Origin of the sequence: Pseudomonas sp. NPDC078416 (assembly GCF_050268485.1) — a bacterium.
GTDB lineage: Bacteria > Pseudomonadota > Gammaproteobacteria > Pseudomonadales > Pseudomonadaceae > Aquipseudomonas.
The window spans coordinates 29,072-48,197 of the sequence record NZ_JBNNGV010000019.1; the positions used below are offsets into that span (position 1 = coordinate 29,072).

General features: G+C 57.5%; 30 protein-coding genes and 1 tRNA gene. 10 read left to right on the forward strand and 21 right to left on the reverse strand.

Going from position 1 to position 19,126, the window contains the following annotated elements:
• Window positions 1-12: 12 nt before the first annotated feature.
• From ACQKEN_RS16835 to ACQKEN_RS16860, 6 genes are all read right to left on the reverse strand, one after another.
• Window positions 13-1,014, reverse strand: coding sequence for a glycosyl transferase family protein (locus ACQKEN_RS16835; RefSeq protein WP_427687160.1), 1,002 nt, complete (start codon window positions 1,012-1,014; stop codon window positions 13-15).
• On the reverse strand, window positions 1,011-1,346 hold the full coding sequence (locus ACQKEN_RS16840) for a TusE/DsrC/DsvC family sulfur relay protein (RefSeq protein ID WP_427687162.1): 336 nt from the start codon (window positions 1,344-1,346) through the stop codon (window positions 1,011-1,013). Before ACQKEN_RS16840 ends, ACQKEN_RS16835 begins: the two co-directional genes overlap by 4 nt.
• Complete coding sequence (gene tusB / locus ACQKEN_RS16845; RefSeq protein WP_427687164.1) at window positions 1,343-1,642, reverse strand: sulfurtransferase complex subunit TusB; 300 nt, start codon at window positions 1,640-1,642, stop codon at window positions 1,343-1,345. The genes ACQKEN_RS16840 and tusB overlap by 4 nt, the downstream gene beginning before the upstream one ends.
• Window positions 1,642-2,004, reverse strand: coding sequence for a sulfurtransferase complex subunit TusC (tusC, locus tag ACQKEN_RS16850; RefSeq protein WP_427687166.1), 363 nt, complete (start codon window positions 2,002-2,004; stop codon window positions 1,642-1,644). The genes tusB and tusC overlap by 1 nt, the downstream gene beginning before the upstream one ends.
• A gap of 1 nt (window position 2,005) precedes the next feature.
• On the reverse strand, window positions 2,006-2,398 hold the full coding sequence (gene tusD, locus ACQKEN_RS16855; RefSeq protein WP_427687168.1) for a sulfurtransferase complex subunit TusD: 393 nt from the start codon (window positions 2,396-2,398) through the stop codon (window positions 2,006-2,008).
• Between the two features lie 114 nt (window positions 2,399-2,512).
• Window positions 2,513-3,184, reverse strand: coding sequence for a Bax inhibitor-1/YccA family protein (locus ACQKEN_RS16860; RefSeq protein ID WP_074891968.1), 672 nt, complete (start codon window positions 3,182-3,184; stop codon window positions 2,513-2,515).
• Window positions 3,185-3,354: 170 nt separating this feature from the next.
• Here ACQKEN_RS16860 and ACQKEN_RS16865 point away from each other — a divergent pair.
• Window positions 3,355-3,445 (forward strand) — tRNA-Ser (locus ACQKEN_RS16865).
• A gap of 125 nt (window positions 3,446-3,570) precedes the next feature.
• Here ACQKEN_RS16865 and ACQKEN_RS16870 read toward each other — a convergent pair.
• Genes ACQKEN_RS16870 through ACQKEN_RS16890 form a run of 5 tightly spaced genes read right to left on the reverse strand, consistent with a single transcriptional unit; the run spans window position 3,571 to window position 6,610 of the window.
• The gene (locus ACQKEN_RS16870; protein WP_427687170.1) at window positions 3,571-4,620 is read right to left on the reverse strand and encodes a tyrosine-type recombinase/integrase; all 1,050 of its coding nucleotides are present in this window, start codon (window positions 4,618-4,620) and stop codon (window positions 3,571-3,573) included.
• A gap of 1 nt (window position 4,621) precedes the next feature.
• The gene (locus ACQKEN_RS16875) at window positions 4,622-4,864 is read right to left on the reverse strand and encodes a DUF4224 domain-containing protein (protein WP_427687172.1); all 243 of its coding nucleotides are present in this window, start codon (window positions 4,862-4,864) and stop codon (window positions 4,622-4,624) included.
• Between the two features lie 22 nt (window positions 4,865-4,886).
• On the reverse strand, window positions 4,887-5,507 hold the full coding sequence (locus ACQKEN_RS16880; RefSeq protein WP_427687174.1) for a hypothetical protein: 621 nt from the start codon (window positions 5,505-5,507) through the stop codon (window positions 4,887-4,889).
• 54 nt (window positions 5,508-5,561) lie between these two features.
• The gene (locus ACQKEN_RS16885) at window positions 5,562-6,287 is read right to left on the reverse strand and encodes a hypothetical protein (RefSeq protein ID WP_427687176.1); all 726 of its coding nucleotides are present in this window, start codon (window positions 6,285-6,287) and stop codon (window positions 5,562-5,564) included.
• The gene (locus tag ACQKEN_RS16890) at window positions 6,284-6,610 is read right to left on the reverse strand and encodes a hypothetical protein (RefSeq protein WP_427687178.1); all 327 of its coding nucleotides are present in this window, start codon (window positions 6,608-6,610) and stop codon (window positions 6,284-6,286) included. Before ACQKEN_RS16890 ends, ACQKEN_RS16885 begins: the two co-directional genes overlap by 4 nt.
• Before the next feature lie 140 nt (window positions 6,611-6,750).
• Between ACQKEN_RS16890 and ACQKEN_RS16895 the strand changes: the two genes are divergently transcribed.
• On the forward strand, window positions 6,751-8,010 hold the full coding sequence (locus tag ACQKEN_RS16895) for a hypothetical protein (protein WP_427687180.1): 1,260 nt from the start codon (window positions 6,751-6,753) through the stop codon (window positions 8,008-8,010).
• An 87-nt stretch (window positions 8,011-8,097) separates the two neighbouring features.
• On the opposite strand, the gene ACQKEN_RS16900 is transcribed toward ACQKEN_RS16895, so the two are convergent.
• Entirely contained in the window at window positions 8,098-9,021 is a 924-nt protein-coding gene (locus ACQKEN_RS16900; RefSeq protein WP_427687182.1) for a DNA cytosine methyltransferase, read from the reverse strand.
• An 80-nt stretch (window positions 9,022-9,101) separates the two neighbouring features.
• Here ACQKEN_RS16900 and ACQKEN_RS16905 point away from each other — a divergent pair, with 80 nt between their 5' ends.
• On the forward strand, window positions 9,102-9,995 hold the full coding sequence (locus tag ACQKEN_RS16905; protein ID WP_427687184.1) for a hypothetical protein: 894 nt from the start codon (window positions 9,102-9,104) through the stop codon (window positions 9,993-9,995).
• A 64-nt stretch (window positions 9,996-10,059) separates the two neighbouring features.
• Complete coding sequence (locus ACQKEN_RS16910) at window positions 10,060-10,263, forward strand: hypothetical protein (protein ID WP_427687186.1); 204 nt, start codon at window positions 10,060-10,062, stop codon at window positions 10,261-10,263.
• Here ACQKEN_RS16910 and ACQKEN_RS16915 read toward each other — a convergent pair.
• A complete protein-coding gene (locus ACQKEN_RS16915) occupies window positions 10,257-10,511 on the reverse strand; it encodes a hypothetical protein (RefSeq protein WP_427687188.1) in 255 nt (84 codons plus the stop codon). The two genes, ACQKEN_RS16910 and ACQKEN_RS16915, sit on opposite strands and share 7 nt — an antisense overlap.
• A 93-nt stretch (window positions 10,512-10,604) precedes the next feature.
• Here ACQKEN_RS16915 and ACQKEN_RS16920 point away from each other — a divergent pair, with 93 nt between their 5' ends.
• Window positions 10,605-10,979 (forward strand): hypothetical protein, encoded by a 375-nt coding sequence (locus tag ACQKEN_RS16920; RefSeq protein ID WP_427687190.1) that lies wholly within the window; start codon window positions 10,605-10,607, stop codon window positions 10,977-10,979.
• A gap of 31 nt (window positions 10,980-11,010) precedes the next feature.
• Here the strand turns inward: ACQKEN_RS16920 and ACQKEN_RS16925 are convergent, their stop codons facing one another.
• The 5 genes from ACQKEN_RS16925 to ACQKEN_RS16945 all read right to left on the reverse strand — a co-directional run bounded on the left by ACQKEN_RS16925 (window position 11,011) and on the right by ACQKEN_RS16945 (window position 13,207).
• Window positions 11,011-11,232: a LexA family protein gene (locus tag ACQKEN_RS16925; RefSeq protein ID WP_427687192.1), complete on the reverse strand. Its 222-nt coding sequence runs from the start codon at window positions 11,230-11,232 to the stop codon at window positions 11,011-11,013.
• A gap of 91 nt (window positions 11,233-11,323) precedes the next feature.
• Window positions 11,324-12,136, reverse strand: a complete 813-nt coding sequence (locus tag ACQKEN_RS16930; RefSeq protein WP_427687194.1) for a DUF2303 family protein — start codon at window positions 12,134-12,136, stop codon at window positions 11,324-11,326.
• Between the two features lie 30 nt (window positions 12,137-12,166).
• Window positions 12,167-12,514 carry a hypothetical protein gene (locus tag ACQKEN_RS16935; RefSeq protein ID WP_427687196.1) on the reverse strand — a complete coding sequence of 116 codons (348 nt, stop codon included), beginning with the start codon at window positions 12,512-12,514 and terminating at the stop codon, window positions 12,167-12,169.
• Between the two features lie 94 nt (window positions 12,515-12,608).
• Window positions 12,609-12,923 (reverse strand): hypothetical protein, encoded by a 315-nt coding sequence (locus ACQKEN_RS16940; protein WP_427687198.1) that lies wholly within the window; start codon window positions 12,921-12,923, stop codon window positions 12,609-12,611.
• Window positions 12,920-13,207, reverse strand: coding sequence for a hypothetical protein (locus ACQKEN_RS16945; protein ID WP_427687200.1), 288 nt, complete (start codon window positions 13,205-13,207; stop codon window positions 12,920-12,922). Before ACQKEN_RS16945 ends, ACQKEN_RS16940 begins: the two co-directional genes overlap by 4 nt.
• 442 nt (window positions 13,208-13,649) lie before the next feature.
• Here ACQKEN_RS16945 and ACQKEN_RS16950 point away from each other — a divergent pair, with 442 nt between their 5' ends.
• Window positions 13,650-13,973 carry a hypothetical protein gene (locus ACQKEN_RS16950; RefSeq protein ID WP_427687202.1) on the forward strand — a complete coding sequence of 108 codons (324 nt, stop codon included), beginning with the start codon at window positions 13,650-13,652 and terminating at the stop codon, window positions 13,971-13,973.
• 390 nt (window positions 13,974-14,363) lie between these two features.
• Here ACQKEN_RS16950 and ACQKEN_RS16955 read toward each other — a convergent pair whose 3' ends face one another.
• Both ACQKEN_RS16955 and ACQKEN_RS16960 read right to left on the reverse strand, forming a co-directional pair.
• Window positions 14,364-14,552, reverse strand: coding sequence for a hypothetical protein (locus tag ACQKEN_RS16955; RefSeq protein WP_427687204.1), 189 nt, complete (start codon window positions 14,550-14,552; stop codon window positions 14,364-14,366).
• 6 nt (window positions 14,553-14,558) lie between these two features.
• Window positions 14,559-15,134: a hypothetical protein gene (locus tag ACQKEN_RS16960; RefSeq protein ID WP_427687205.1), complete on the reverse strand. Its 576-nt coding sequence runs from the start codon at window positions 15,132-15,134 to the stop codon at window positions 14,559-14,561.
• 743 nt (window positions 15,135-15,877) lie between these two features.
• Between ACQKEN_RS16960 and ACQKEN_RS16965 the strand changes: the two genes are divergently transcribed.
• Window positions 15,878-16,195 (forward strand): DUF1654 domain-containing protein, encoded by a 318-nt coding sequence (locus tag ACQKEN_RS16965; protein WP_427687326.1) that lies wholly within the window; start codon window positions 15,878-15,880, stop codon window positions 16,193-16,195.
• A 231-nt stretch (window positions 16,196-16,426) separates the two neighbouring features.
• Here the strand turns inward: ACQKEN_RS16965 and ACQKEN_RS16970 are convergent, their stop codons facing one another.
• Window positions 16,427-17,293, reverse strand: a complete 867-nt coding sequence (locus ACQKEN_RS16970; protein ID WP_427687328.1) for an XRE family transcriptional regulator — start codon at window positions 17,291-17,293, stop codon at window positions 16,427-16,429.
• Window positions 17,294-17,376: 83 nt separating this feature from the next.
• On the opposite strand from ACQKEN_RS16970, the gene ACQKEN_RS16975 reads away from it, so the two are divergent.
• The 3 genes from ACQKEN_RS16975 (at window position 17,377) to ACQKEN_RS16985 (ending at window position 19,123) form a co-directional block, all read left to right on the forward strand.
• On the forward strand, window positions 17,377-17,616 hold the full coding sequence (locus ACQKEN_RS16975; RefSeq protein ID WP_122537659.1) for a hypothetical protein: 240 nt from the start codon (window positions 17,377-17,379) through the stop codon (window positions 17,614-17,616).
• Window positions 17,617-17,697: 81 nt separating this feature from the next.
• A complete protein-coding gene (locus tag ACQKEN_RS16980) occupies window positions 17,698-18,300 on the forward strand; it encodes a hypothetical protein (RefSeq protein ID WP_427687207.1) in 603 nt (200 codons plus the stop codon).
• Window positions 18,301-18,364: 64 nt separating this feature from the next.
• The gene (locus ACQKEN_RS16985; RefSeq protein ID WP_427687209.1) at window positions 18,365-19,123 is read left to right on the forward strand and encodes a phage antirepressor KilAC domain-containing protein; all 759 of its coding nucleotides are present in this window, start codon (window positions 18,365-18,367) and stop codon (window positions 19,121-19,123) included.
• Window positions 19,124-19,126: the final 3 nt, after the last annotated feature.

Consider the following 19,126-nt stretch of genomic DNA (forward strand, 5'->3'; position numbering starts at 1 on the left):
AGTAGCTATCGGCTAAATCGATCTGTTGCGATTCGCCCAATATTGCTCGGCTTGCGTGAAGGCTTCAGCCCGCGGCATTCCGAGGCCGCGCAGCGCGAGCGCCATGGTTGCGATCAGCGCCAGTTGCGGGTAGCTGTCCTCGATATCACCTTTCCAGATCGCGACCAGATGCTGCGGGTCGAGGGTGGCCGGCTTCACGTGGCGACGGTCCGACAATGCCGGCCATTCCTCATCCCACGGCTGGCCATCGGTGGTGCCGTACAAGTGGCTGATGGTGTCGGGATTGATCTCGACCTCACCACCGTCGCCCTTGATCACAATGGCGTGGTCGCCGAGCAGGCTGCTGGCGTCGCGATGCACGCCCTGATAGCCAGGATGGAAAATACTCTGCAGCCCGCACCGCGCGCCCAGCGGATTGAGAATGCGCGCCAGCGAGTGGATCGGCGAGCGCAGCCCCAACGTATTGCGCAGATCAATCATTCGCTGCAGCTGTGGCGCCCAGTCGCCGAGGGGGAAGAACGCAATGTTCTGCTGCTCCAGCGCTTCTCCCACCGCTTGCCAGTTGCGGCACAGCGGAATGCCCAACAGCTCCAGCAACTGCTCGCTGTACAGGCGGCCAGCGGTGTGAGCGCCGCCACCGTGCATCAATACGCGCACGCCATTCTGCGCCAGGCACTTGGCCGCCAGCAGGTACCACGGCAGATGGCGCTTCTTGCCGGCATAGGTCGGCCAGTCGATATCGACCGTCAGTTCCGGCGCGTGCAGACGTTCACGCACCGCATCGGTGAAGCCTGCGAGTTCATCCGGGCTCTCTTCCTTGTGCCGCAGCAGCATCAGAAAAGCACCGAGCTGGGTGTCTTCGACTTTTTCATCGAGCACCATGCCCATGGCTTCCCGGGCTTCAGCCCGGGTCATGTTGCGCGCACCACGCTTGCCCTTGCCGAGAATACGAACGAAGGGCGCGAACGGATGCTCGGCGGGGGTTTCGGTGAGAAGGGGGGCGAAGTCGGTCATAGGCAATTGGTCGGCTTGGGCAGGCCCGCCAGCTTGGCGGCAAGTTTGGCGGGAGTGCCGTTGAACAGACGATTCAGGTGCAAACTGTTGCCCTTGTCGGCGCCCAGTTTCAGCGCGGTGTACTTGACCAGCGGCCGCGTGGCCGGGGACAGCTGAAACTCCGCGTAGAACGCGCGGAGCAGTTCGAGGATTTCCCAGTGCTCCGGCGTGAGGACGATGTCTGCCTCAAGGGCCAGGGCTTCAGCGACTTCGCTGGACCAGTCGTGCAGGTCGTCGAGATAGCCGTCTTTGTCGAGCGCGATGCTGCGTCCGTCGACGATGAGCTGTTTCATAGCCACGTGTTGACCTTGTCGTATTGCACCGAGAGCGCAACGAAGCCGGCGTAGTCGACGCCTTCGGCCCAGTCAGGCAGCGCGATGTGTCGAGCGGTGGCGTCTTCATTGAGCACGAACAGCTTCAGGCTGCCGGTTTTCGCGCTCAGTGTCTGGGCGGTGGCGGTATCTGCGTGCAACGCATAGGTCGCGTCGCCGCACAAAAGGATTGCGTCTTCGCTGCCGAGCACGCGCAGGCAACTGCTCAGGCGTGAGTCGGTGAACGGGGAGTGAGAGAGTACGTGCAGGGTAGCCATCAGATTGTGATCACCTGGTCGTAACGGTCAATGAGCGCGGCGATTTGCGGGTCATCCAGTACCTGAAGCGGTTCGACGCTCAAGCCGACCGGTTGCATCCCTCGCTCCCTCAGGCTGGTGCTGCAGGCGAACAGGTCTTCCACGCCAAACATCGACAACGCCTGAAGGTTGGCGGTCAGGTCTTTCTGCTGCACCTGACTGGCGTTCTGCGCCGTCGCCAACTGAAATACGCCGTCGTCCATGAACAGCATAGCGACCGGCAAATCGAACGCGCCGCCGGCCAGGGCAATGTCCAATGCCTCGCGGGCATCCGGACCGGACCAGGGCGCCTGACGGCTGATGATCAATAAAGACTTCGCCACTTCACGGTCCTCCAAAGCAGATCAAGCGATCGGCCGTCTGCACTGCGTCGTGCAGCTGACCCAGCCCCGACAATTCCCAGGGTGCCGGCAGGTTTGCCGCAGGTCTTGAATAACGCTCCGCTTCTTCAGCATTCAACACGCCCCGGCGCAGGGCCGCTGCAATGCAGACCACGCCGTCCAGCTGGTGAGTGGTGACGAAATCACGCCATTGCGCGGCGGTGTCCGACTCGTCCTGGGGCGACACCACATTGCCGGACGCGCTGTGCACGCCGTCCTGATAGAAGAACAGGCGCACGATTTCATGACCCTGCGCCAACGCGGCTTTGGCGAACAGCAACGCCCGTCGGGAGGAGGGCGCGTGGGCGGGCGAATGCAGGGCGATGGCGAACTTCATGGGCGGCTCGGTGGGGCGCTGACAGGGAACATGGGCGCAATGATAAAGAATTCACGAACGCCGGACAGCAAAAAGCCCGCCGAAGCGGGCTTTTTGTTGAAGCGGGCAGACTGATCAGTCTTTGCTGCCCATGATGCCGAAGATCTGCAACAGGCTGATGAACAGGTTGTAGATCGATACATACAGGCTGATGGTCGCCATGATGTAGTTGCGCTCACCACCCTGAATGATCGCGCTGGTCTGGAACAGAATGCAGACCGACGAGAACAGCACGAAGCCGGCGCTGATCGCCAGTTGCAGGCCGCTGATCTGGAAGAACATGCTGGCCACCACGGCCCCGAGCAACACGAAGAAGCCTGCGGTGATGAAGCCGCCGAGGAAGCTCATGTCCTTGCGCGTGATCAGCACATAGGCCGACAGCCCACCGAAGACCAGTGCCGTCATCGCGAACGCGGAAGCAACGACTTCAGCGCCGCCCTGCATGCCGATGTAACGGTTGAGGATCGGGCCGAGGATGAACCCCATGAAGCCCGTCAGCGCGAACGCCGAGACCAGCCCCCACGCCGAATCGCGCAATTTGTTGGTGAGGAAGAACAGACCGTAGAAGCCGATCAGCACGACGAAGACGTTCGGGTAACGGAAGTTCATCTGTTGAGAGACGAACGCCATGACGCCGCTGAAGGCGAGGGTGAGGGCCAGAAGGCCGTAAGTGTTGCGCAGGACGCGGCTAACCTCTAGCTGCTCGACCTGCACGCGGTTGTTGACTGCGTAATCCTGTTCGCGCATGGCGCTACTCCTGATGGTGAAAATGAAGGGTTTGAAACCTCAAGTTGCAAAGATCATAACAGAGGCGCGGCAGCGCGCTAGCCGGAGAGTTTGACAGCTTGTTTCATTACGGTATTATGGCGCCCGCAAAGCGAGGGAGGGTTCACAAAACCTTCCGGCGCAGATGCTTCGGGGAATTGGCAGAGTGGTTGAATGCACCGGTCTTGAAAACCGGCGAACGTTAATAGCGTTTCTAGGGTTCGAATCCCTAGTTCCCCGCCAAACACAGTAAAAAGCCCTGCTTATGCAGGGCTTTTTCGTTTCCGGGGTTTGGTGCTCGCTGGGCTGTATTTGATCGTTTTGGGAGGGGTTCCGAAACTTTCAGGGAACGAGTTCCGAAACTTCCCCTAGTTGGAAGGCTTCGCCGTCACGCCGACGCGTCTGTAAACGCGTTTGGTGATCTCCTGTTTGGTGTGTCCCAGCAGCAAGCTGGCATCGCCGATATCGACAATTTCCGACGCGGCCTTTGGCCTGATGTCCCGGAACTGAAATCCCCCTATCTTCGCTGCCAGCATCGGATCGCCGTCCTTGATCGCCTTCTGCTGAGCTTTCTCCCGGGCCTTGTCCCACCGCAAACGCAACATCCCCTTCGTCATTCGTTTCCCGTGCTTGCTGATCAGCAGGTACTTGGACGAGTGGTGCGCGTTCCGCTCCGTGATCTCCCTGATCAACCTTCCCAGGCTGTTCTCCCCTAACTCCGTCGTCAGCAAGATCCTGAGCTTCTGCTTCGTCTTCCCCTGGATGACCATGAAGTAATCACCGTCACGGTCGTCGCTGCGCATTAGGATGACATCGGCAGGGCGTTGGCCGGTCAGATACCCCAGATCCATTGCTTCCTTGAGCTCGGGCTCCGCCATGGCGTACACGGCATCCCACACCACCGCGTTTGCGTAGTAGTCACGCGGCGTCTCCTTGTTTTTTCTGATGCCTTGGCACGGGTTCTCCCTTTCGGTGATTCCCCACTCGCGCGCCATGTTGAAGATGTGCGACAAGAGGGCGATCTCCCGGTTGGCGCGGACCTTTGCCGTCCGAGCGTCCCGGAATCCAGCGATCATGGACGGCGTGATCGAATCTATCGGCGCTTCATCGAAGAGCGGGCGGAGCTGCCTCAGCTCCGCGCGGTTGTCCACTTGAGTGCGCGGAGCCTTTTTTGGGATGATTTCCCGGTCATACCGGTCGAAAATTGCTTTCATCACCTTCAGGTCAGCCGGCTTATCCTTTGCTTCGAGCTCTGCCCATTTCACCCGGGCCTTGTCCAAGTCGCTGCCCAGCGGGATCTCTTTCCCGGTTGAATCCCGGTAGTAGTACCCAACCCACACCTTGCCGTTTTTGCGCAGGCGCTTGCGGCGCACTACACCCGGTGGCAAGTCCCGGTTCTCTGTCTTGCGTGGGCGCATATCAGCTCACTCGGGAGAAATCTGGCGTCCAGACCGGGCGCGGCGGCGGCGGATTTGCGTCGACAATGCCTGGCGAGAGCATGCCGAGCTTCATCCGTGCGTACTGCCGGCCAACGAGCGGCCGCTTGCCGCGGCTCTCGACATACAGCCACTTGCGATCATCCAGCCACCGGCGCTGGTAGGCCCTGGCCTTGTAGCCGGTGATTTCGGCGAGTTCTTCATCCGAAAGGATTTCAGAATCCATATTGGCTAACTCCGTCCGGGGTCTATGCGGGGTTGAGTGGCGGGTACTTCGCCAGAACTGCGTCGGCAACCTTCATCGCCGCCTGGGCGTCGTTCACGTAGGCCGGATCGAAGCCGCCGGCGTAATGGATAGTGGCCTGGCAGGCGCGGAGGTTTTCGCGGTTCAGCTTCAGCGCTGCGGTCAGATCTTTGCGCGCTTCACCCTCGGCCCGGCCGATGTCCCAAAACTGCTTTGCCCAATGCCCCTCGGGCGGTGGATTCGCGTTCTGGTATCCGAACGCCATGGCGCCGGTGATGCTGTCGCACAGATCGAGTTTGTAGGCGTTCTTGCCGTCGATGCTGGCTCCCATGCGGCGGAGGTAGTTCAGCGTCGCGTCGAAGTCTTCCCGGGTGAACTCGACGACGTTTTTGCTGAGGGCGGTGACCTCGGCTTGCAGCTTGGCGTTTTCCTCACGCAGGACATTCACTTCTGATTGCGCATCATCGACTATAACTTGGGCGGCATTACGCTCGATCCAGTAGCCGACGCCCTCTACCCGCACGACACCGTTGCCGCGCTCATTCAGCAGGAATCCGTAATGCGGAATGGCGTTGAGCCGATCCCAGAAGTCGAAGCCCTCGCGGGTTTTGATATTTCGAGACATAGCAATACCTCGCCCGCCGTACACCGGCAGGCATATGGATAGATGGGGAAGGGGTTACAGAGCGAGCTCGGTTTGTCTCTCGCGAAGCCAGATAGGCGAACTGGTGTGTGCTTCTATCCGGTCGGCAATCACGTTGGCCCGTTGTCCGGCAGTGGGCGGGGCGTACATACCGAAGCGGCTGATGCTTCCACCATTCACTGCGGCATTCGTACTGTCGGCTGACGCGAACGGTAGATGTTGGAAGATGGAGGGGTCGAGCATTCGCAGGCCGTGAAGTTTGCAGGCCGGGCGGCCCTGGTCGTCGCAGATCGCATCCATCGCAGCGCCCATTCGCTTCCACCAACTTGCGGTGCCTGGCGAACGCCACTGCCCGGAACTGCCGAACGCAACTGTTTGCCAGTCGGCTGCCAGGCGCTGCAGCCGATCGAGAGATTCGTGCAAGTGCCATACAGGCACCCCGCGCAACTCAGTGGGCCACTCAGCAATCAGTGCATCATTCGCTGTCTCGTCACCGTCGATCACGTCCGGGATAAGCGCCCACTCAAAACCCGGGTGGCGGTGCCACTTCTCGACCCATTCTATGTAGCCAGACACGTCCAGCGTGCCGCCCTTGGTCCAGATCGAGAAAGCACCGTTATCGAAGACGAATGACTGACACACATCAGCGACAACGCCGATGTCGTCCTGCCTCGGAAACGGCACCAGAGCGTGTCTCCCGGCGAGGAACTTGGCGGCATCCTCGCGCCTGCCCCCGACTGGGGTACCGTGGTACGCAATCATCCGCTAAGCCGCACGGTTTCGATTTCGACGCCTTGGTGCACAGCGGTGATTGTTTGATCGCCGCCCAGCCTTTCAGCCAGGTGGTCGGCGATTTGTTCGTGCCAGCCTTTCTTGATCAGCGCGGTGGCCGTCTTTATGTGCTCCACGTGAATCATCGACCGCGACCTGACCTCAAGCCGATAGATGATAGTTTCGTCGTCGGCCGGGCAGACTGCGGCGAACGTGTGCCGGTAAATGTTCATACGGATCCTCGCCGCATAAGCAGCAGGCAGTTGGGATGATAAAAATATGGATGCCAGCGCGATCGGGCGGAGCATCAGCAAGATTTGGAATCGTCGCTGCGGCCCTACTTGCCATTACGGAAGATAGGGGCTAGGTAGCGTTCTTACAGGTAATATATAGGGGGATGACTCGCCCCGGCATCGTTCGGCCATTGCGAGATATTTTTCGACCGGAGCCGAGATTGAAAATAGCGTGGAGAACAAACAAGAAGCTGAAGCCGATAATTATCTTGGAGAAGATGATTAAGATTGCGTCAGTTCTTCCGGACGGTCGCGTGTCATTTACTGGATTCGAGAAATTTGAACTAGACTCCATCCTATTCTCAATGATTGAGTTTCATAAGGATTTTAGTTATTCCACCTCCAAGACCTTTTACACAAAGTCGTTGAGCAGATGGGTCGCCAGCGGCGTTCACACTGCCGAGAGTTTTATTCTAGAGTTGAACAGGGAGGCGATTGGGTACGGCAGGAAGCCGGTTTCTGAATTTGTCGTAGTGACCTCTATCTCTATTGAGGGTGGTTTTCCAAAGCCAAGAATAGTGCTGCCGTCGGTGTCGATCCAAAGCTGGCCGTCCGGACTGCCAAAGAAATATCACGGCCGGTTCGGTTTTGACGATATGTGGCCAGAAGGAGGAGATGCTATGCCTGCATCCTACTGCCCCGTGGTCATTAAGTTCAATGCAAAAAATGGGCATGACGGAGTTGAACTGGCTTTAGCTGAACTCGACTATGTAAGGGGGCTGTTTTGCTTAATCTCAAACTCAGTATTCAAGATGGCGCTTGGAGATGATTCAAGTCTGCGACTTCCCATCAATGAGATAATGCTCGGCGGTATGCATACGCTGCACAGAAGCGACGGGAGATTATTTTCCAGTGACACATATTGGTATGAGCCTGAATACACCGAGGTTAAAGCGAAACGGATGCCCTCAGAAAAACGTTCGGCGGTTCTGGATCACTTTACGAGTCTGAACGAGAAAATCCATGCTCATAGAGATGCTCATACGATAAAGGAGTCAATCGTCAGGTATGCTAGGGCTTTTGACGGTCGAGATAAGAACTTTGCTTTGCAAAAAACCTGGGCTGCATTAGAGACGCTAATGGCGCCCAATGATAATAATACTGATCTGCTAGTGCGCAGATGTTCTTATATGTGGCGCGACCGCTTGTACCATCGTCAGGTACTCGAACACATTAAAGACTACCGCAATCGAAGTGTTCACACAGGGCGCGTGCTGGATAACCCGAGCGACCAATGCTACCTATTGCAGAAATACTTCCGTCAAGCCGTGATATTCCATGCATCGAATGCCAACGTCTTCACTGATTTACGCGAGGCGAACGAGTTCCTCGACTTGTCTGATGACAGAGATGAGTTGGTTCGAAAAAGTTTTCTAATCGAAAAAGCAATTACTTTCCTTGGGCCCGCGGAATCCAAATGATAAATGCCCGAGCTTGCCTGAGCGCATATCGGTATCCTCGCCGTGGGCTTGCTCAAGTAAATGTCTTGCTTAGTGATGTCCTACAGGTCAGGCGGCGTTTATAAGCGCTTCGATAACGCGTTGACCCGCGAGCGGGGGAACTGCATTGCCGGCCATGTGCATGGTCTGGCGGTGGTTGTTCGGCCGCAGCGTGCCAGCGGGAAAAGACATGGCGGCCAAGGCCTCGTCAGCGCTGAGCATTCGCATCTCTTCGCCGCGAACCAAGGCCCAGCGGTCCAGCGTGGTGATAGTGCCGATCGGTCGGTTGGTGTCTCGGCCCGTGAGGCCAGACCCTTTGCCGTAGTAAGGCATAATGAATTGCTCGCCGAAGCGTGCACGTCCATTCTCCACACGTTGCAGTGTTGCGGCGGCGCGTCCGTGCTTTACGATCGGCGACCATTTACCACCCTCGAAATCCAGAAAGCTCGAGGCGGCGACGTGCTGGCGCCGGTGCAGCTCGAGCATCAAAGGGGCTTTACTGCGCGTCAGCACCAGGAACAAGCGCACGCGGTGTTGAGGCACGCCCAGGTCGGCGCAGTCCACGATATGCGGCGCCACCTGGTAGCCGAGCGCCTGCACAGCTGCCGTCCAGGCCGGATAGAGCGCCCAATCCGCGAACTCGAGAACGTTCTCGACGAGCGCTATACCGGGGCGGTGACATTCCAGCGCTGACACGACCGCCCATGCTGTCGACCGGGAGGCATCATGCTGGGGATTGCCGTTGGCTTGGCCGCGTGCCCTCGAGTGACCCTGGTAGGACGGCGAGGCCAACAGGATGTCGTGCGCCGGAACCTGATCCCAACGGGCCTGATGCAGATCCTGACAAACGTGAAGCGTGTCGGGGTGGTTGGCGCTGTGCCATTCGACCGCGACCGGCCAATGGTTTGCTGCCCAGAGGACTTCGAAGCCCGCCGCGCGGGCACCGGTAGACCATCCGCCGATGCCGGCAAATAAATCGATTGCTGTGGTCATGTATATTCATCAGAAAGCGCTACAAGCGTAGCGCAGGGATGTGGTTGAATTAGCTCTTTAAGGCATTTCAGGAGCAAGCTATGCCCGAGGGAATTTGCAAACTGTGTAAAAAAGACAGTGAACTTCAACTCAGTCATTTCATACCGAAATTTATCGGCAAATGGTTGAAGGATACTTCTGCTACAGGTTTTATACGATTCAATCAGTCGATAAATAAGCGTTCACAAGATATTGCTAAGGACTATTGGTTATGCAGGTCATGTGAACAGCTTTTCTCAGCTTGGGAGCGTGAATTCGCTAACAGGGTGTTTTATCCATTTATGGATAAGGAAGAGAGCGAGGCCCGGTACGGTAGCTGGCTTTCAAAATTTTGCGCATCACTTACTTGGAGAACGTTAACTTACGCTCGTAGCTTGGATAACACTCATTCTCCGAAGGTCTCTCAGAAATATGATCTTGCAGAGGCTGCGTTGGCCGCCTATCTATTGGGAGAGGGTAGAAGTCTAGGCGTGTATGAGCAGCATCTTTATCCCATAGCGGGCATCGCGGAGACAAACGTAATAGGCGCTCCACCTAACCTGAATCGGTATCTCCTCAGGACCATGCAAATGAGTCTGCCGGAGTCTGAGACTAGTCAGATGATATATACAAAGCTTCCTGGATTTATTCTTATTGGCCTAACAGGGCACAAAGATTCCAATGCTATGCGGTCGAGTCGAGTTGCATTGGCCGAAGGTCGGCTCTCGCTACGCTCGCACCGGCTTCCTAGAGGATTTTTGCAGTATATATTCGATGAGGCCCAGGATATGACAGATAACTACTCTAATATGGACCAGAGTCAGAAGGATAAAGTCTCAAAGTCAATCTTATCCAATCCCGAACGCTTCAAGTCTTCCAAGACCTTTGAAGCATTTAAACGCGACTTGTCCAACTTTGGAGTGAAAGCGTTTTCGCAGGATAATCGCGAAATATAGCCCAATGCGAGTCTTTCCAGCCTAAGTCGGCTACGCTTACCTCTCCACAGGAAGGAATACGGTCATGAGCGAAGACAGGGAAAGGGTTTTGCGGATGGCGCTGAAGGCGGTGCTGGTTGCGGCGCAGGAATGCTGCGTCGATATCGACGAGCTCACGGAGTTGGCGATTCAGTCGATGTACGGCGAGCAGCTCTACAACCCAGCGGATGTGGCTGAGGCGACGGTGGCGATCGAGGTGGCGGCTGATGCGCTACCGGTGATTCACTGATCAGGTGCAGCCTTTAGCTGTACCGTCACCGGTCCTTCTCGGAGGTCGCCATCAAACCATCCGTCCAACGCTTTTAGTTCCTTTTTGGTCAGATTCCGCCATTTCGCAATGACGTAATCTCCCTTCAGGATTGGAGCTGGATGCATCACGCACGTTGGGCCGTAGCTGTATCCGTTTTCCTCCAGCCAGCGCTGAGCGGCGTATAGGGCCTTGAATGCGCCTGGCTCGGTGAACACCTTTTTGAACATAGCAATGCTCCATGCGAAAGCCTCCGAAACTTCGGTGGCGAATAGGTTGGTGGTGGGCTATACGTGGTGCGAAACCAAACGAGCGGATAACAGATGGAAGAAAAAGAGGCGTGTATCTACGAACCACTGGTAATTCGTGCGAGGAATGGTTTCATTGCCTACGCGCTGCTTGCCATACTCGTTCCAGTTGTCGCCGCCGCGCTCTGCTACGGTTTAGAAAAGCCCAGCATTTGGATCGCAAGGGGCGGTGCGATAATGGCGGGAGTTGCTTTTCTTGCAGACCTTAAAGCCAGAGACATGGCTGATGTTTTCAAGCCATCCGGTTTTGTTTCCGACACCTTCAATGCGACCCGATCCAAGTACATCTCGCAGGTTGCCATCTGCCAGAAAATCGGCATCCTCCTGATATTGGTCGGGACGGCAGTCTGGGGGTTTGGGGATATCCTGCCTTCTGGCGCTGCAGCATAGGGAACTGATGACTTGTTTCGTTTACAAGGCATCAGGCCTGAACGACTGGTCGGATGCTCCGCGCAATTCCATCAGCTTTTGTGACTGCACCCTTCTTGATCAGCGCCGCGACGCGTTCGCCTATGGCGTTAACGTTGACCTTTTCAGCTTTGGCGATCTCCGCGTAAGTTGGGGAGTAGCCATTTTGAGCAATGTATCGGGTGATAAAGGCCAGTGTTTCCGCCTGTACCTGAGTGAGTTCGTTCTTCGGCATCTTGGTTTTCCTCCGCCCTTCGGGCCGCGCAACGGCATGGGCGTTATCTCTGCGCGACACCGACCTTGCGATGCCACGCTCGCGTTACATGTCAGGCCGAGAAGCTGCCAAGCGCGAGTTTCGCCGCCGCGCCGATCTTGTCTTCCAACACTGACTTGAATTCCTGCGCGATCGCTTCCCGCTGCACTTCCTCGCCGACCCACCGCAGTTTCAGGACCGGCACCGGCCCGCTGGTGATGACGGAAATGCGCAGGGTGATGAGCTGCTCGGTCAAACCTTCGAATGGCACGACGTGGAACTGTAGCGCCGCCGGCAGGGTTTCTTTGCTGCGCGCCTCGATCTGGTCCATGGCACTGCGGCTTGCGCTGGTGTCGCCGACCGTTGTCTCCGATTCGCTGGTGGCCTTGATGGTGATTGTGCGTACCGCCGCGATGGCCTTGGCGATTGGAATGGCAGCGCCTGCGTCGTCGACCGGGGTCAGGTACTGGTGCCAGTCTTCGATCCAGTCGCTCAGGTCTTTCTGGGCAAGGCGATTGCCTGCGACTTGCTGCGCCGCGGTGTAGCCGGCGGTTGCCTTGAGCTTCAGCACGGCACGATCATCGGCGTGGCCAGGCTCAGAAGCGGTGCCGAGGTTGAACAACAGAACGCAGCTCATTTCCTCCTGGTTGATGAAGCCCCGCGCGCCAGTCGCTGCGCGGTCGGCTACGTAGGTGCTGAAGTCTGCAAGTGCGTGAGTGGCGTAGGTGCCACGGAAGCGGCTACGACCAGCTTGGTACTTTTCCAGATCCACAACTTTGGTGCCTTCCGGCAGCAGTGCGGTGGGAGTGTCAGTAGGCAACGCCTTGCCGGTGGCTTCCAGCGCGGTGTCGGTGATGAGTTGAATCGCTTCTTTGCTCAGGGACATGTCACAAGTCTCGTGTGGGGATGGGAGGTATTAGGTGCGGGGCTTGATGGGTGCTTCGTCACGACTGAACAGCTGGTCGTGCTTTTCCTGGAAGAGCGAGATCTTGCCGCCGGTACCGACGTGCATCGGCGTGTCGAGGCTGGTGTTCTCGCTGCGAGTGCCGCGCTTGGTTGGCACCTTGTAATCGAGCTTGTGCTTGATCTTCACCTGGTGGGATTCGCCGATCTGGCTGAAGTCCAGGGTGATGACCAGCTTGCCGGCCTTGCCGTGATCAACGACCCCGGCGGCTACTTCGGAGAGGGCGTGCCCGATCTGGCTGGCGAACGCCCCGCCGTTCAGCTCTTCGAGGAATTCGGCGGTATCTGTGGGAATGGACATGCGTGTTTCTCCGGTGGGGCCGGGAGCCCGCTTGGTGGGAGGTTGTGTTGAGTTTGGCGGCGACGGTGGTTCGCGGACTGTTGAAGGCGCCGCATCAGTTGCCCGCGGTGAGGGTAATGCCGTGCTCTTTTGCAATACGCTGGACGGTTCGGCTGTCGATGCCGACAGCGGTGGCGATTGCAGGCGCGGTGTTGCCGTTGGCCGCCAACTCGCGCACACGGGGCTCGTGCAGGTCGCGGCGCGCTTTAAGATTCTTCGGATGGTTGCCAATCGCTGTGAGCGAAACAATGCCGCTCTTGCCTGCCGGTATGTCCTGGACGCGCTTACCCGTGGCAAGGAAGTGATCGATCTGGGCGGCGAGCTGCGCGATCGCCTGCTTATGCTGATCCGGCACGCTCTCGCCGATCATTGCAGCACCGCCTGCGACAGGGTGACGACCACACCGTCAGCGCGCGATTCGAGGATCTGGGCGTAATTGGCAGCCTCCTTGTAGCTGAAACGGAAGCCGCGGACTTTGCCGGTGCTGATCTCCACAACGTGCCAAGCGTTGGCGCTCTTGGCTACTGCTTGGTAGCGAATCTTCTGGGCGGGAGGTTCTTTACCGATCATGGCGTAGAACTCCGCCGTGGCGAGATTAGTGCGAGCGCGCATGGCGTTCAGGCCATCCACGCGCTGTTGAATTTGTGGGTGCATGTCCTTTCCTCAGTTCGGTGCGTGTACTCGTCAGCACTCTGGCCGCCTGACACATGCCGGTGGGCGCAGGGGAGAGTGCTGACGGGTAAACGCTGGGTAAAAAAAAAGCCCCATCACTGCGGGGCTTTTCATGTCGCTGGTTCACGAGGCCTCCCTACGTGAACCTTGCTTGCCGGCGCCGCCTGATGCGGTAGGCCGGGTCAATGTCGTTTACATGGCTGCCAATCCTCTGTTGCTTGCTCACTGGGAAGGCAGTGGCCACCTGTTCAGTGGGGTGCAGGCGGCGGGCGCTGACATATGGTCGTTTCCTGTATGATCTGCCCCGGCTTACTGCACAGCACTAATCAAGCGTAGATAGCTGTGGTGGCAATCACCGGGTCCTGAAAGAGTGGCAAAAGCTGAACCCTAAGGACGAAATAGATTTGCAAAAAGGAGAAATGAAATGAGAAATCTGGTTTTCGCACTCATGACCTGCACCGCCTTGGTGGGTTGCAGTGACAAGGGCAAGGACTTTGTTGGAGTCTGGAAATATTCCGATGAGTTGTCCGAAACACTTACTGTTACCAAGGCTGATGATGGCTATCGCGCTCTGGCACACATTGATAAAGACGAAAACGGCTATATGGACGTGGAAGTCTTTTTGTATCCCGAGTCCGACAAGCTTCTTGTGACGAAACAGAAGAAAATAGCCTTGGAGCTGGGGGACGACGGCAAGATCACCAGCCATCTGCGCAACGGGATTGAGACGTTTACTAAAGCTAAGTAACTCCCCCGTAAAAAAGGCGCTACGGCGCCTTTTTTTGCTTGATTTTCCCGAGCTCAAACATCTAGGAAGCAGATGAACTGGATGCGCTGGGCAAGCCTTGATTATCTCTCTGCCAAGTCCGTCATGATGCAATTGGGCAGTTATACGCCGCAGTGTCATCCGAATCGGAGAGTGATCGAAACACCAGGTCGCTATGCCTGCTTGTTTCCCGCCGCGTTTTTGGTATTGGCCGTCTCGCGGGTGCCGGCTCAGGACATTCACGGGGCTTTGCGATCCTAGCGCTGCAGCCCGCTCGGGCACGCTTCGCTCACTCTCCGATGCGGCCTGGTCAGCGTTGAAGCGTTCCAGGTATCGGGCAGTTTTCGTCAGGCTGACGCTGGCGCAGGTTGTCTATCTGCCGACTGCTTCCAGTTCGGCGTAGCTGGCCTGTAGGCGCTCGATCAGGGCCCGTCTTTCTTGCCCGTTCAGGTGCCGCGCTGCGAGGTACAGCCCCTCGGCCAAGTCGCCCTCGAACTTCATCGAGCCAGCGGGATGTTCCAGCTCGAGCGTGATGTTTTTGGTGGCATCCAAGGTCGACATGCGTTTTCAGTCGTAGCTGCTGCTGGACGAGCCACTGTCGCTTGAGTAGCTGCACGAGCTATCGCTTGATGAGCTGCTCGAACCGTAGTCGCTGCTGGTGTGGCTAGTGCTTGAGCATTGATCCGACGAGGTTTGAGGCGAGTTATCGAACGTGGTATTGAGCGGGCTGAATGGGCTCAGCGGGTTCAGCGGGTTGGTCATATCCAAGCTGTTGTCAGTGCTGGATCTTGCCGCCGTGCGAGATCGTGAAGTGGCTCCTCCCGGCGCCGGCGTGAGCATCGCTACGCCAGCGGCATCAGTTTTGTCTCGCGCTGCAACCAGATGCGCGATGGCGCGTTCGGCAGCGCCTTGCCCGTTGTCGCGGTCGTAAAGGCGGGTTTCGACTTCGTCGCGATCCAGGCTGATCTTCATCACTCGGCCATCCAGGTAATCGAAGTCCCCGGTAATTTTGAGGATTTCCGCTGCCCGCTCTTTCGTCATATCGCGGCCGCCGCGAGAATCCAAAAAGCCCATCCCTTGCTGGTGTGACGCATTGAAGAGGGCCGCCAAGACCTCTGCCTTATCCAAACCCTTGATGTTCATGCTGCTGCCCTCCAGGGCGGTTGATTTCCCGTCTGGCCCTCAGCATCTAAGGCCAATCGGTGAAATCAGGTGCCGGTCTCTTCCCGGCTGTCATCCAGTCCTCGGCACTGGCGCCGCCCATTACCCGCTGCTGATTGCAGGCTCTGAGTCATCGTCGGTTTGGGCGTTGCGCTTCCTCCTCGTCACCTCAATCAGCATCTGTAGGTTGCGTATCAAAGGTCCTTACAACATGCACGCTACAGCGCGATGTGCCCGACTGAGTGGGGCAGGGTGCATGAGGTCCGGCGTTCCCAGCCGAGGCTATCGGGACCGCTAATTCAGTTCGTTGTCTCTCCCTTCTGCCGCTGGGATTCGCGGTTTGCATTGCTTGCCCGGGTCATTCACGCGGTTCTGACGTTTCGTCATCGATCAGCCGTCCAGGGTTGTCCCTGTCGTTGGCAGGCTTTCCTCGTTCGCCTGTCTGATCGCCGGTCGCCGGTAGAGGCACTGCGGTCTGTTGATTTGTTGCGGCTGATTTTTAAAGAGCGGCTACCTCGCTTGGCAGCTCGCAGTGGTTTATCGCTGCGATGAGCCAAATATGAACTATCGGTTCATATTGAGTCAAGTACCAAAAGTACAAATTATTGACATGACTGTTTCCCGTGAAGGCACCGCTCGCGCATTTAGGATTTACGACGAACCTAAGGTTCGCTATGCTCGTCCTCGATTACTGGATGGATATACAGTATTATTGGGAGGAATTTATGGCGCAGCAAGGCAAGAAAAAGGAAGCAGTTCTGAAACCGATGAGCGCGATGGAGCGGCTATCACTGCGCGTGTCGTCAATGATCAATCACCCGATCGCCCAAGAGCGGCGGGAGGTTAGGATTCATCGGCTGGATACGGACGGGGAGAGGGAGTGGAGCGAGATCGTGAGCGCGCTGTCAGAGGCGGACGGGATTGAGCTTGCGCACAATCACGAAGATGCGTCGATCACGTTGAGGTGGGAGCCATCGGCGGATGACGAGAGGCCGGCCCAGGCCGCCGATCCATTCGAGCCAGAAGAACCGGCGCCTTTCTAGCTGGCGCAAAAAAGCCCGCACTTTATGCGGGCTTCTGTAGCAGGCGACGATGACGGTTGGTAGCTACCGACATCCGGGCTGATTTGGAGGGTCCATGCTGCAGTACAAGTTTGGACCGCTGCTTGCATCGCGATAGGGGAACGGCTGCGAGTAGGCGCTGCATCCCGCGGCTAGCAAAATACACGCGATAATGGCTAACTTCAGCCCAGTCATTTTTGCTCCTTGCCTTAGCTAAACGAGATTCCCGTTCCACACAAATAGAACGCGTGCCTGGATGTAGGTCTCGTCGATGATGATGTCCTCGGCCTTGTGCTTGCGGTTGTCCGAGATCATTTTAAATTTGTCCTTGCCCTTCATCTGCAAGCGCTTAATGTACTGGAAGCCGCCGTACGAAAAGTAGTAAATCCCGTCGCCGATGAATTCCTTGATGCTGATGTCCACCAGGCACGGATCGCCATGCTTGATGGTGGGCGTCATCGACTGACCCCACCCAGTGATGACCTTCAGATTGTAGTGTTCCTTGAACTCGACACCCATCGAGCGAAGATGGGAAGGGCTGATGCGGATGTCCTGAAGCAGCTCCGGGAAGTCGTGAGCCACCTCACCATCACCCAGCGCGCCGCGCACATCGTAGTGCGCAATCCAGACCTCATCTCCGACCTTGCCTGGCCTGTAGGCATCGTTCACCAGTACGCTGACTGTTCCCTCTGGTTCGTTCCCTTCAGCAACGGCCAGCAGCTTCTGCAGGCGATCTTCCCCCAAGCTTTTCCCGGCAAGCATCTGGCGAATCTTGTCTGCGGCGGAAGGGGACCCTAGATCCGGCGCTTCCGAGGCTTGACGAGGTGCGAATGCCTCTGGGCCATCCCCCGATGCGTGCTGCAGCCATTCGATTCTGACGTCTAAAAAAGCCGCAATCGCATGCATTTTAGCGGGCCCTGGAATCGACTCGCCATTCAGCCATTTGCTCGCTGCTTTCGGAGTGACCTTCGCTACTTCTGCGAGGCGAGCGCCCGCTCCCCATTGATCAATGCCTTTGGCAGCAAGTGACTTTTTGAGGCGAGAGGCGAAAGCAGTGCGGATTTCTTCTATTTGAACCATAGGTTCAATATCGCACGGCCTTGCATGTACTTTCAGTTCCGACATAATATGTACTGCAAGTTCATATTATCTATGGAGGCCACATGGGCCCGCTTAAGAAATCGATTGATGACGCCGGCGGCGTTCCAGTGGTTGCCCTGGCGTGCGGCAAGTCGCCCCGCGCGGTTTACAAGTGGCTGTCTGCAGAGTGCCTGCCTCGTACCGAATACACAGGCGAGACCCGATACGCAGAGCGTATCGCGGCACTCGCTTCGGCCAGGGGCAAACCCTTCGAACCGTCCTGGCTGCTCGCTGAAGCCCATCCAGGCAAGTCCGTCGCTTGAAGAAGTTGGAGCGGTCATCGACTCGTCCTTGATTAGTAGTAGCGAAATGGCATGACCACAGATTACGAGCGAGAGAGCCTCATGGAAACGTCGAACTTGCGACACGAAACACGCGATGCGGTGCTGGTTGCCATTGCCCGCGACATGATCGCCCGCACCAGCATGAGCCAAGACGGTTTCGCTGAGCAGCTCAATCATCAGTTGTTTGATCGAGCGCCGGCGCGCTGCAAGGAGAAAGGCTTTCCTGATCTTCAGGCTCTGACCAAGACCGCAGATATGCAGGCATACGGCCGCGCCTACAAGGCGTGGAGTAAGCGTGTCGAGCGTTGGCTTGATGACAGCGGCGACCGTATCGAAATCCCATCGTGGATTGAAGAGTCGTGGGTGGCCGCGCTGGATCAGCCATGGCGTGACCGAGCTCTGACCGAGCTGGCGAGTCGTTATGGCTTGTTGGCCGTCAAGCAGATCGGCTCCGGTGTGGATGACGCTCTGCAAGTGTTCGCTGGCATCGCCACGAACTTCGGCCTGGTCGCCGGGCTGGGCGGGAAAGTATTCGCGGATGGCGTGTTTGACCAGAAGGACCACATGTACGCCGAGTCCTTCGAATCCTTCTGCCGCTCGCTAGCCGCCCACGCAGTCGCTATGGCCGATCAGGCATCACTCATCGCTTCGAAGCTTCACTAAATCCCGGGCACAAAAAAGCCGACGGTCGAGGTCGGCTCTTTCTACAGCGTTAGCGAGGTCGATTATGCACACCACGAACACCCAGAGCAATAGGGCCCCTGATTCGTCAGTTTTCCCTATGCGACAGACCATGACGCGTCAGTCCATGTCGTCGCGTGAGATATCGGACCTGCTCAATTCTCGTCACGACAAGGTCAAGCAATCCATCGACCGCCTTGTTCAGCGCGGCACCATCGTCCAGCCCCCAGTGGGGGACGAACAGACCAAAGACTCGCTGGGCCGTCCGCGCACTGAATCCGTTTACCACCTGTGCAAGCGTGACAGCTTTGTCGTCGTGGCCCAGCTCAGCCCGGAGTTCACCGCTCGGCTCGTTGACCGATGGCAGGAACTGGAGGATCAGGCCGATGGCCGTCTCCGGATTCCGGCCAACTATGCCGAGGCGCTCCAAGTGGCAGCCGATCAAGCGAGGGAAAGCCAGCGCCTCCAGCTGCTGGTTGACCATCAAGCGCCAAGGGTCGCCGCAATCAATCGTCTTGCCGCTGCATGTGGCTCGATATGCATCAGCGATGCTGCGAAGCATCTGCAGATTTCTCCGACCCAGCTTTTCGCGTGGCTTGAAGCCCATCGCTGGATATTCCACCGCGGTGGCTCCAAGCGCTGGACGGCGTATCAGCCTCGGATCACCAAGGGCTTCATGGTCCACAAGGTGACGGAGCTCAAGCCTGATGCTGAGACGGGCGCCGATCGCGCTGCGTACCAGCCCCTCGTCACCCCGAAAGGCCTCGCCTACCTGGCCGAAAAGAATATTGGAGCGGCGCTGTGAGCG

What these genes read in the sequence shown, in the direction of transcription:
- ACQKEN_RS16835 (WP_427687160.1), bottom strand. Translation starts at nt 1,014, where the DNA reads ATGACCGACTTCGCCCCCCTTCTCACCGAAACCCCCGCCGAGCATCCG.
- ACQKEN_RS16840 (WP_427687162.1), bottom strand. Translation starts at nt 1,346, where the DNA reads ATGAAACAGCTCATCGTCGACGGACGCAGCATCGCGCTCGACAAAGAC.
- tusB (WP_427687164.1), bottom strand. Translation starts at nt 1,642, where the DNA reads ATGGCTACCCTGCACGTACTCTCTCACTCCCCGTTCACCGACTCACGC.
- tusD (WP_427687168.1), bottom strand. Translation starts at nt 2,398, where the DNA reads ATGAAGTTCGCCATCGCCCTGCATTCGCCCGCCCACGCGCCCTCCTCC.
- ACQKEN_RS16860 (WP_074891968.1), bottom strand. Translation starts at nt 3,184, where the DNA reads ATGCGCGAACAGGATTACGCAGTCAACAACCGCGTGCAGGTCGAGCAG.
- ACQKEN_RS16870 (WP_427687170.1), bottom strand. Translation starts at nt 4,620, where the DNA reads ATGCGCCCACGCAAGACAGAGAACCGGGACTTGCCACCGGGTGTAGTG.
- ACQKEN_RS16875 (WP_427687172.1), bottom strand. Translation starts at nt 4,864, where the DNA reads ATGGATTCTGAAATCCTTTCGGATGAAGAACTCGCCGAAATCACCGGC.
- ACQKEN_RS16880 (WP_427687174.1), bottom strand. Translation starts at nt 5,507, where the DNA reads ATGTCTCGAAATATCAAAACCCGCGAGGGCTTCGACTTCTGGGATCGG.
- ACQKEN_RS16885 (WP_427687176.1), bottom strand. Translation starts at nt 6,287, where the DNA reads ATGATTGCGTACCACGGTACCCCAGTCGGGGGCAGGCGCGAGGATGCC.
- ACQKEN_RS16900 (WP_427687182.1), bottom strand. Translation starts at nt 9,021, where the DNA reads ATGACCACAGCAATCGATTTATTTGCCGGCATCGGCGGATGGTCTACC.
- ACQKEN_RS16905 (WP_427687184.1), top strand. Translation starts at nt 9,102, where the DNA reads ATGCCCGAGGGAATTTGCAAACTGTGTAAAAAAGACAGTGAACTTCAA.
- ACQKEN_RS16910 (WP_427687186.1), top strand. Translation starts at nt 10,060, where the DNA reads ATGAGCGAAGACAGGGAAAGGGTTTTGCGGATGGCGCTGAAGGCGGTG.
- ACQKEN_RS16915 (WP_427687188.1), bottom strand. Translation starts at nt 10,511, where the DNA reads ATGTTCAAAAAGGTGTTCACCGAGCCAGGCGCATTCAAGGCCCTATAC.
- ACQKEN_RS16920 (WP_427687190.1), top strand. Translation starts at nt 10,605, where the DNA reads ATGGAAGAAAAAGAGGCGTGTATCTACGAACCACTGGTAATTCGTGCG.
- ACQKEN_RS16925 (WP_427687192.1), bottom strand. Translation starts at nt 11,232, where the DNA reads ATGCCGAAGAACGAACTCACTCAGGTACAGGCGGAAACACTGGCCTTT.
- ACQKEN_RS16930 (WP_427687194.1), bottom strand. Translation starts at nt 12,136, where the DNA reads ATGTCCCTGAGCAAAGAAGCGATTCAACTCATCACCGACACCGCGCTG.
- ACQKEN_RS16935 (WP_427687196.1), bottom strand. Translation starts at nt 12,514, where the DNA reads ATGTCCATTCCCACAGATACCGCCGAATTCCTCGAAGAGCTGAACGGC.
- ACQKEN_RS16940 (WP_427687198.1), bottom strand. Translation starts at nt 12,923, where the DNA reads ATGATCGGCGAGAGCGTGCCGGATCAGCATAAGCAGGCGATCGCGCAG.
- ACQKEN_RS16945 (WP_427687200.1), bottom strand. Translation starts at nt 13,207, where the DNA reads ATGCACCCACAAATTCAACAGCGCGTGGATGGCCTGAACGCCATGCGC.
- ACQKEN_RS16950 (WP_427687202.1), top strand. Translation starts at nt 13,650, where the DNA reads ATGAGAAATCTGGTTTTCGCACTCATGACCTGCACCGCCTTGGTGGGT.
- ACQKEN_RS16955 (WP_427687204.1), bottom strand. Translation starts at nt 14,552, where the DNA reads ATGTCGACCTTGGATGCCACCAAAAACATCACGCTCGAGCTGGAACAT.
- ACQKEN_RS16960 (WP_427687205.1), bottom strand. Translation starts at nt 15,134, where the DNA reads ATGAACATCAAGGGTTTGGATAAGGCAGAGGTCTTGGCGGCCCTCTTC.
- ACQKEN_RS16965 (WP_427687326.1), top strand. Translation starts at nt 15,878, where the DNA reads ATGGCGCAGCAAGGCAAGAAAAAGGAAGCAGTTCTGAAACCGATGAGC.
- ACQKEN_RS16970 (WP_427687328.1), bottom strand. Translation starts at nt 17,293, where the DNA reads ATGGTTCAAATAGAAGAAATCCGCACTGCTTTCGCCTCTCGCCTCAAA.
- ACQKEN_RS16975 (WP_122537659.1), top strand. Translation starts at nt 17,377, where the DNA reads ATGGGCCCGCTTAAGAAATCGATTGATGACGCCGGCGGCGTTCCAGTG.
- ACQKEN_RS16980 (WP_427687207.1), top strand. Translation starts at nt 17,698, where the DNA reads ATGGAAACGTCGAACTTGCGACACGAAACACGCGATGCGGTGCTGGTT.
- ACQKEN_RS16985 (WP_427687209.1), top strand. Translation starts at nt 18,365, where the DNA reads ATGCACACCACGAACACCCAGAGCAATAGGGCCCCTGATTCGTCAGTT.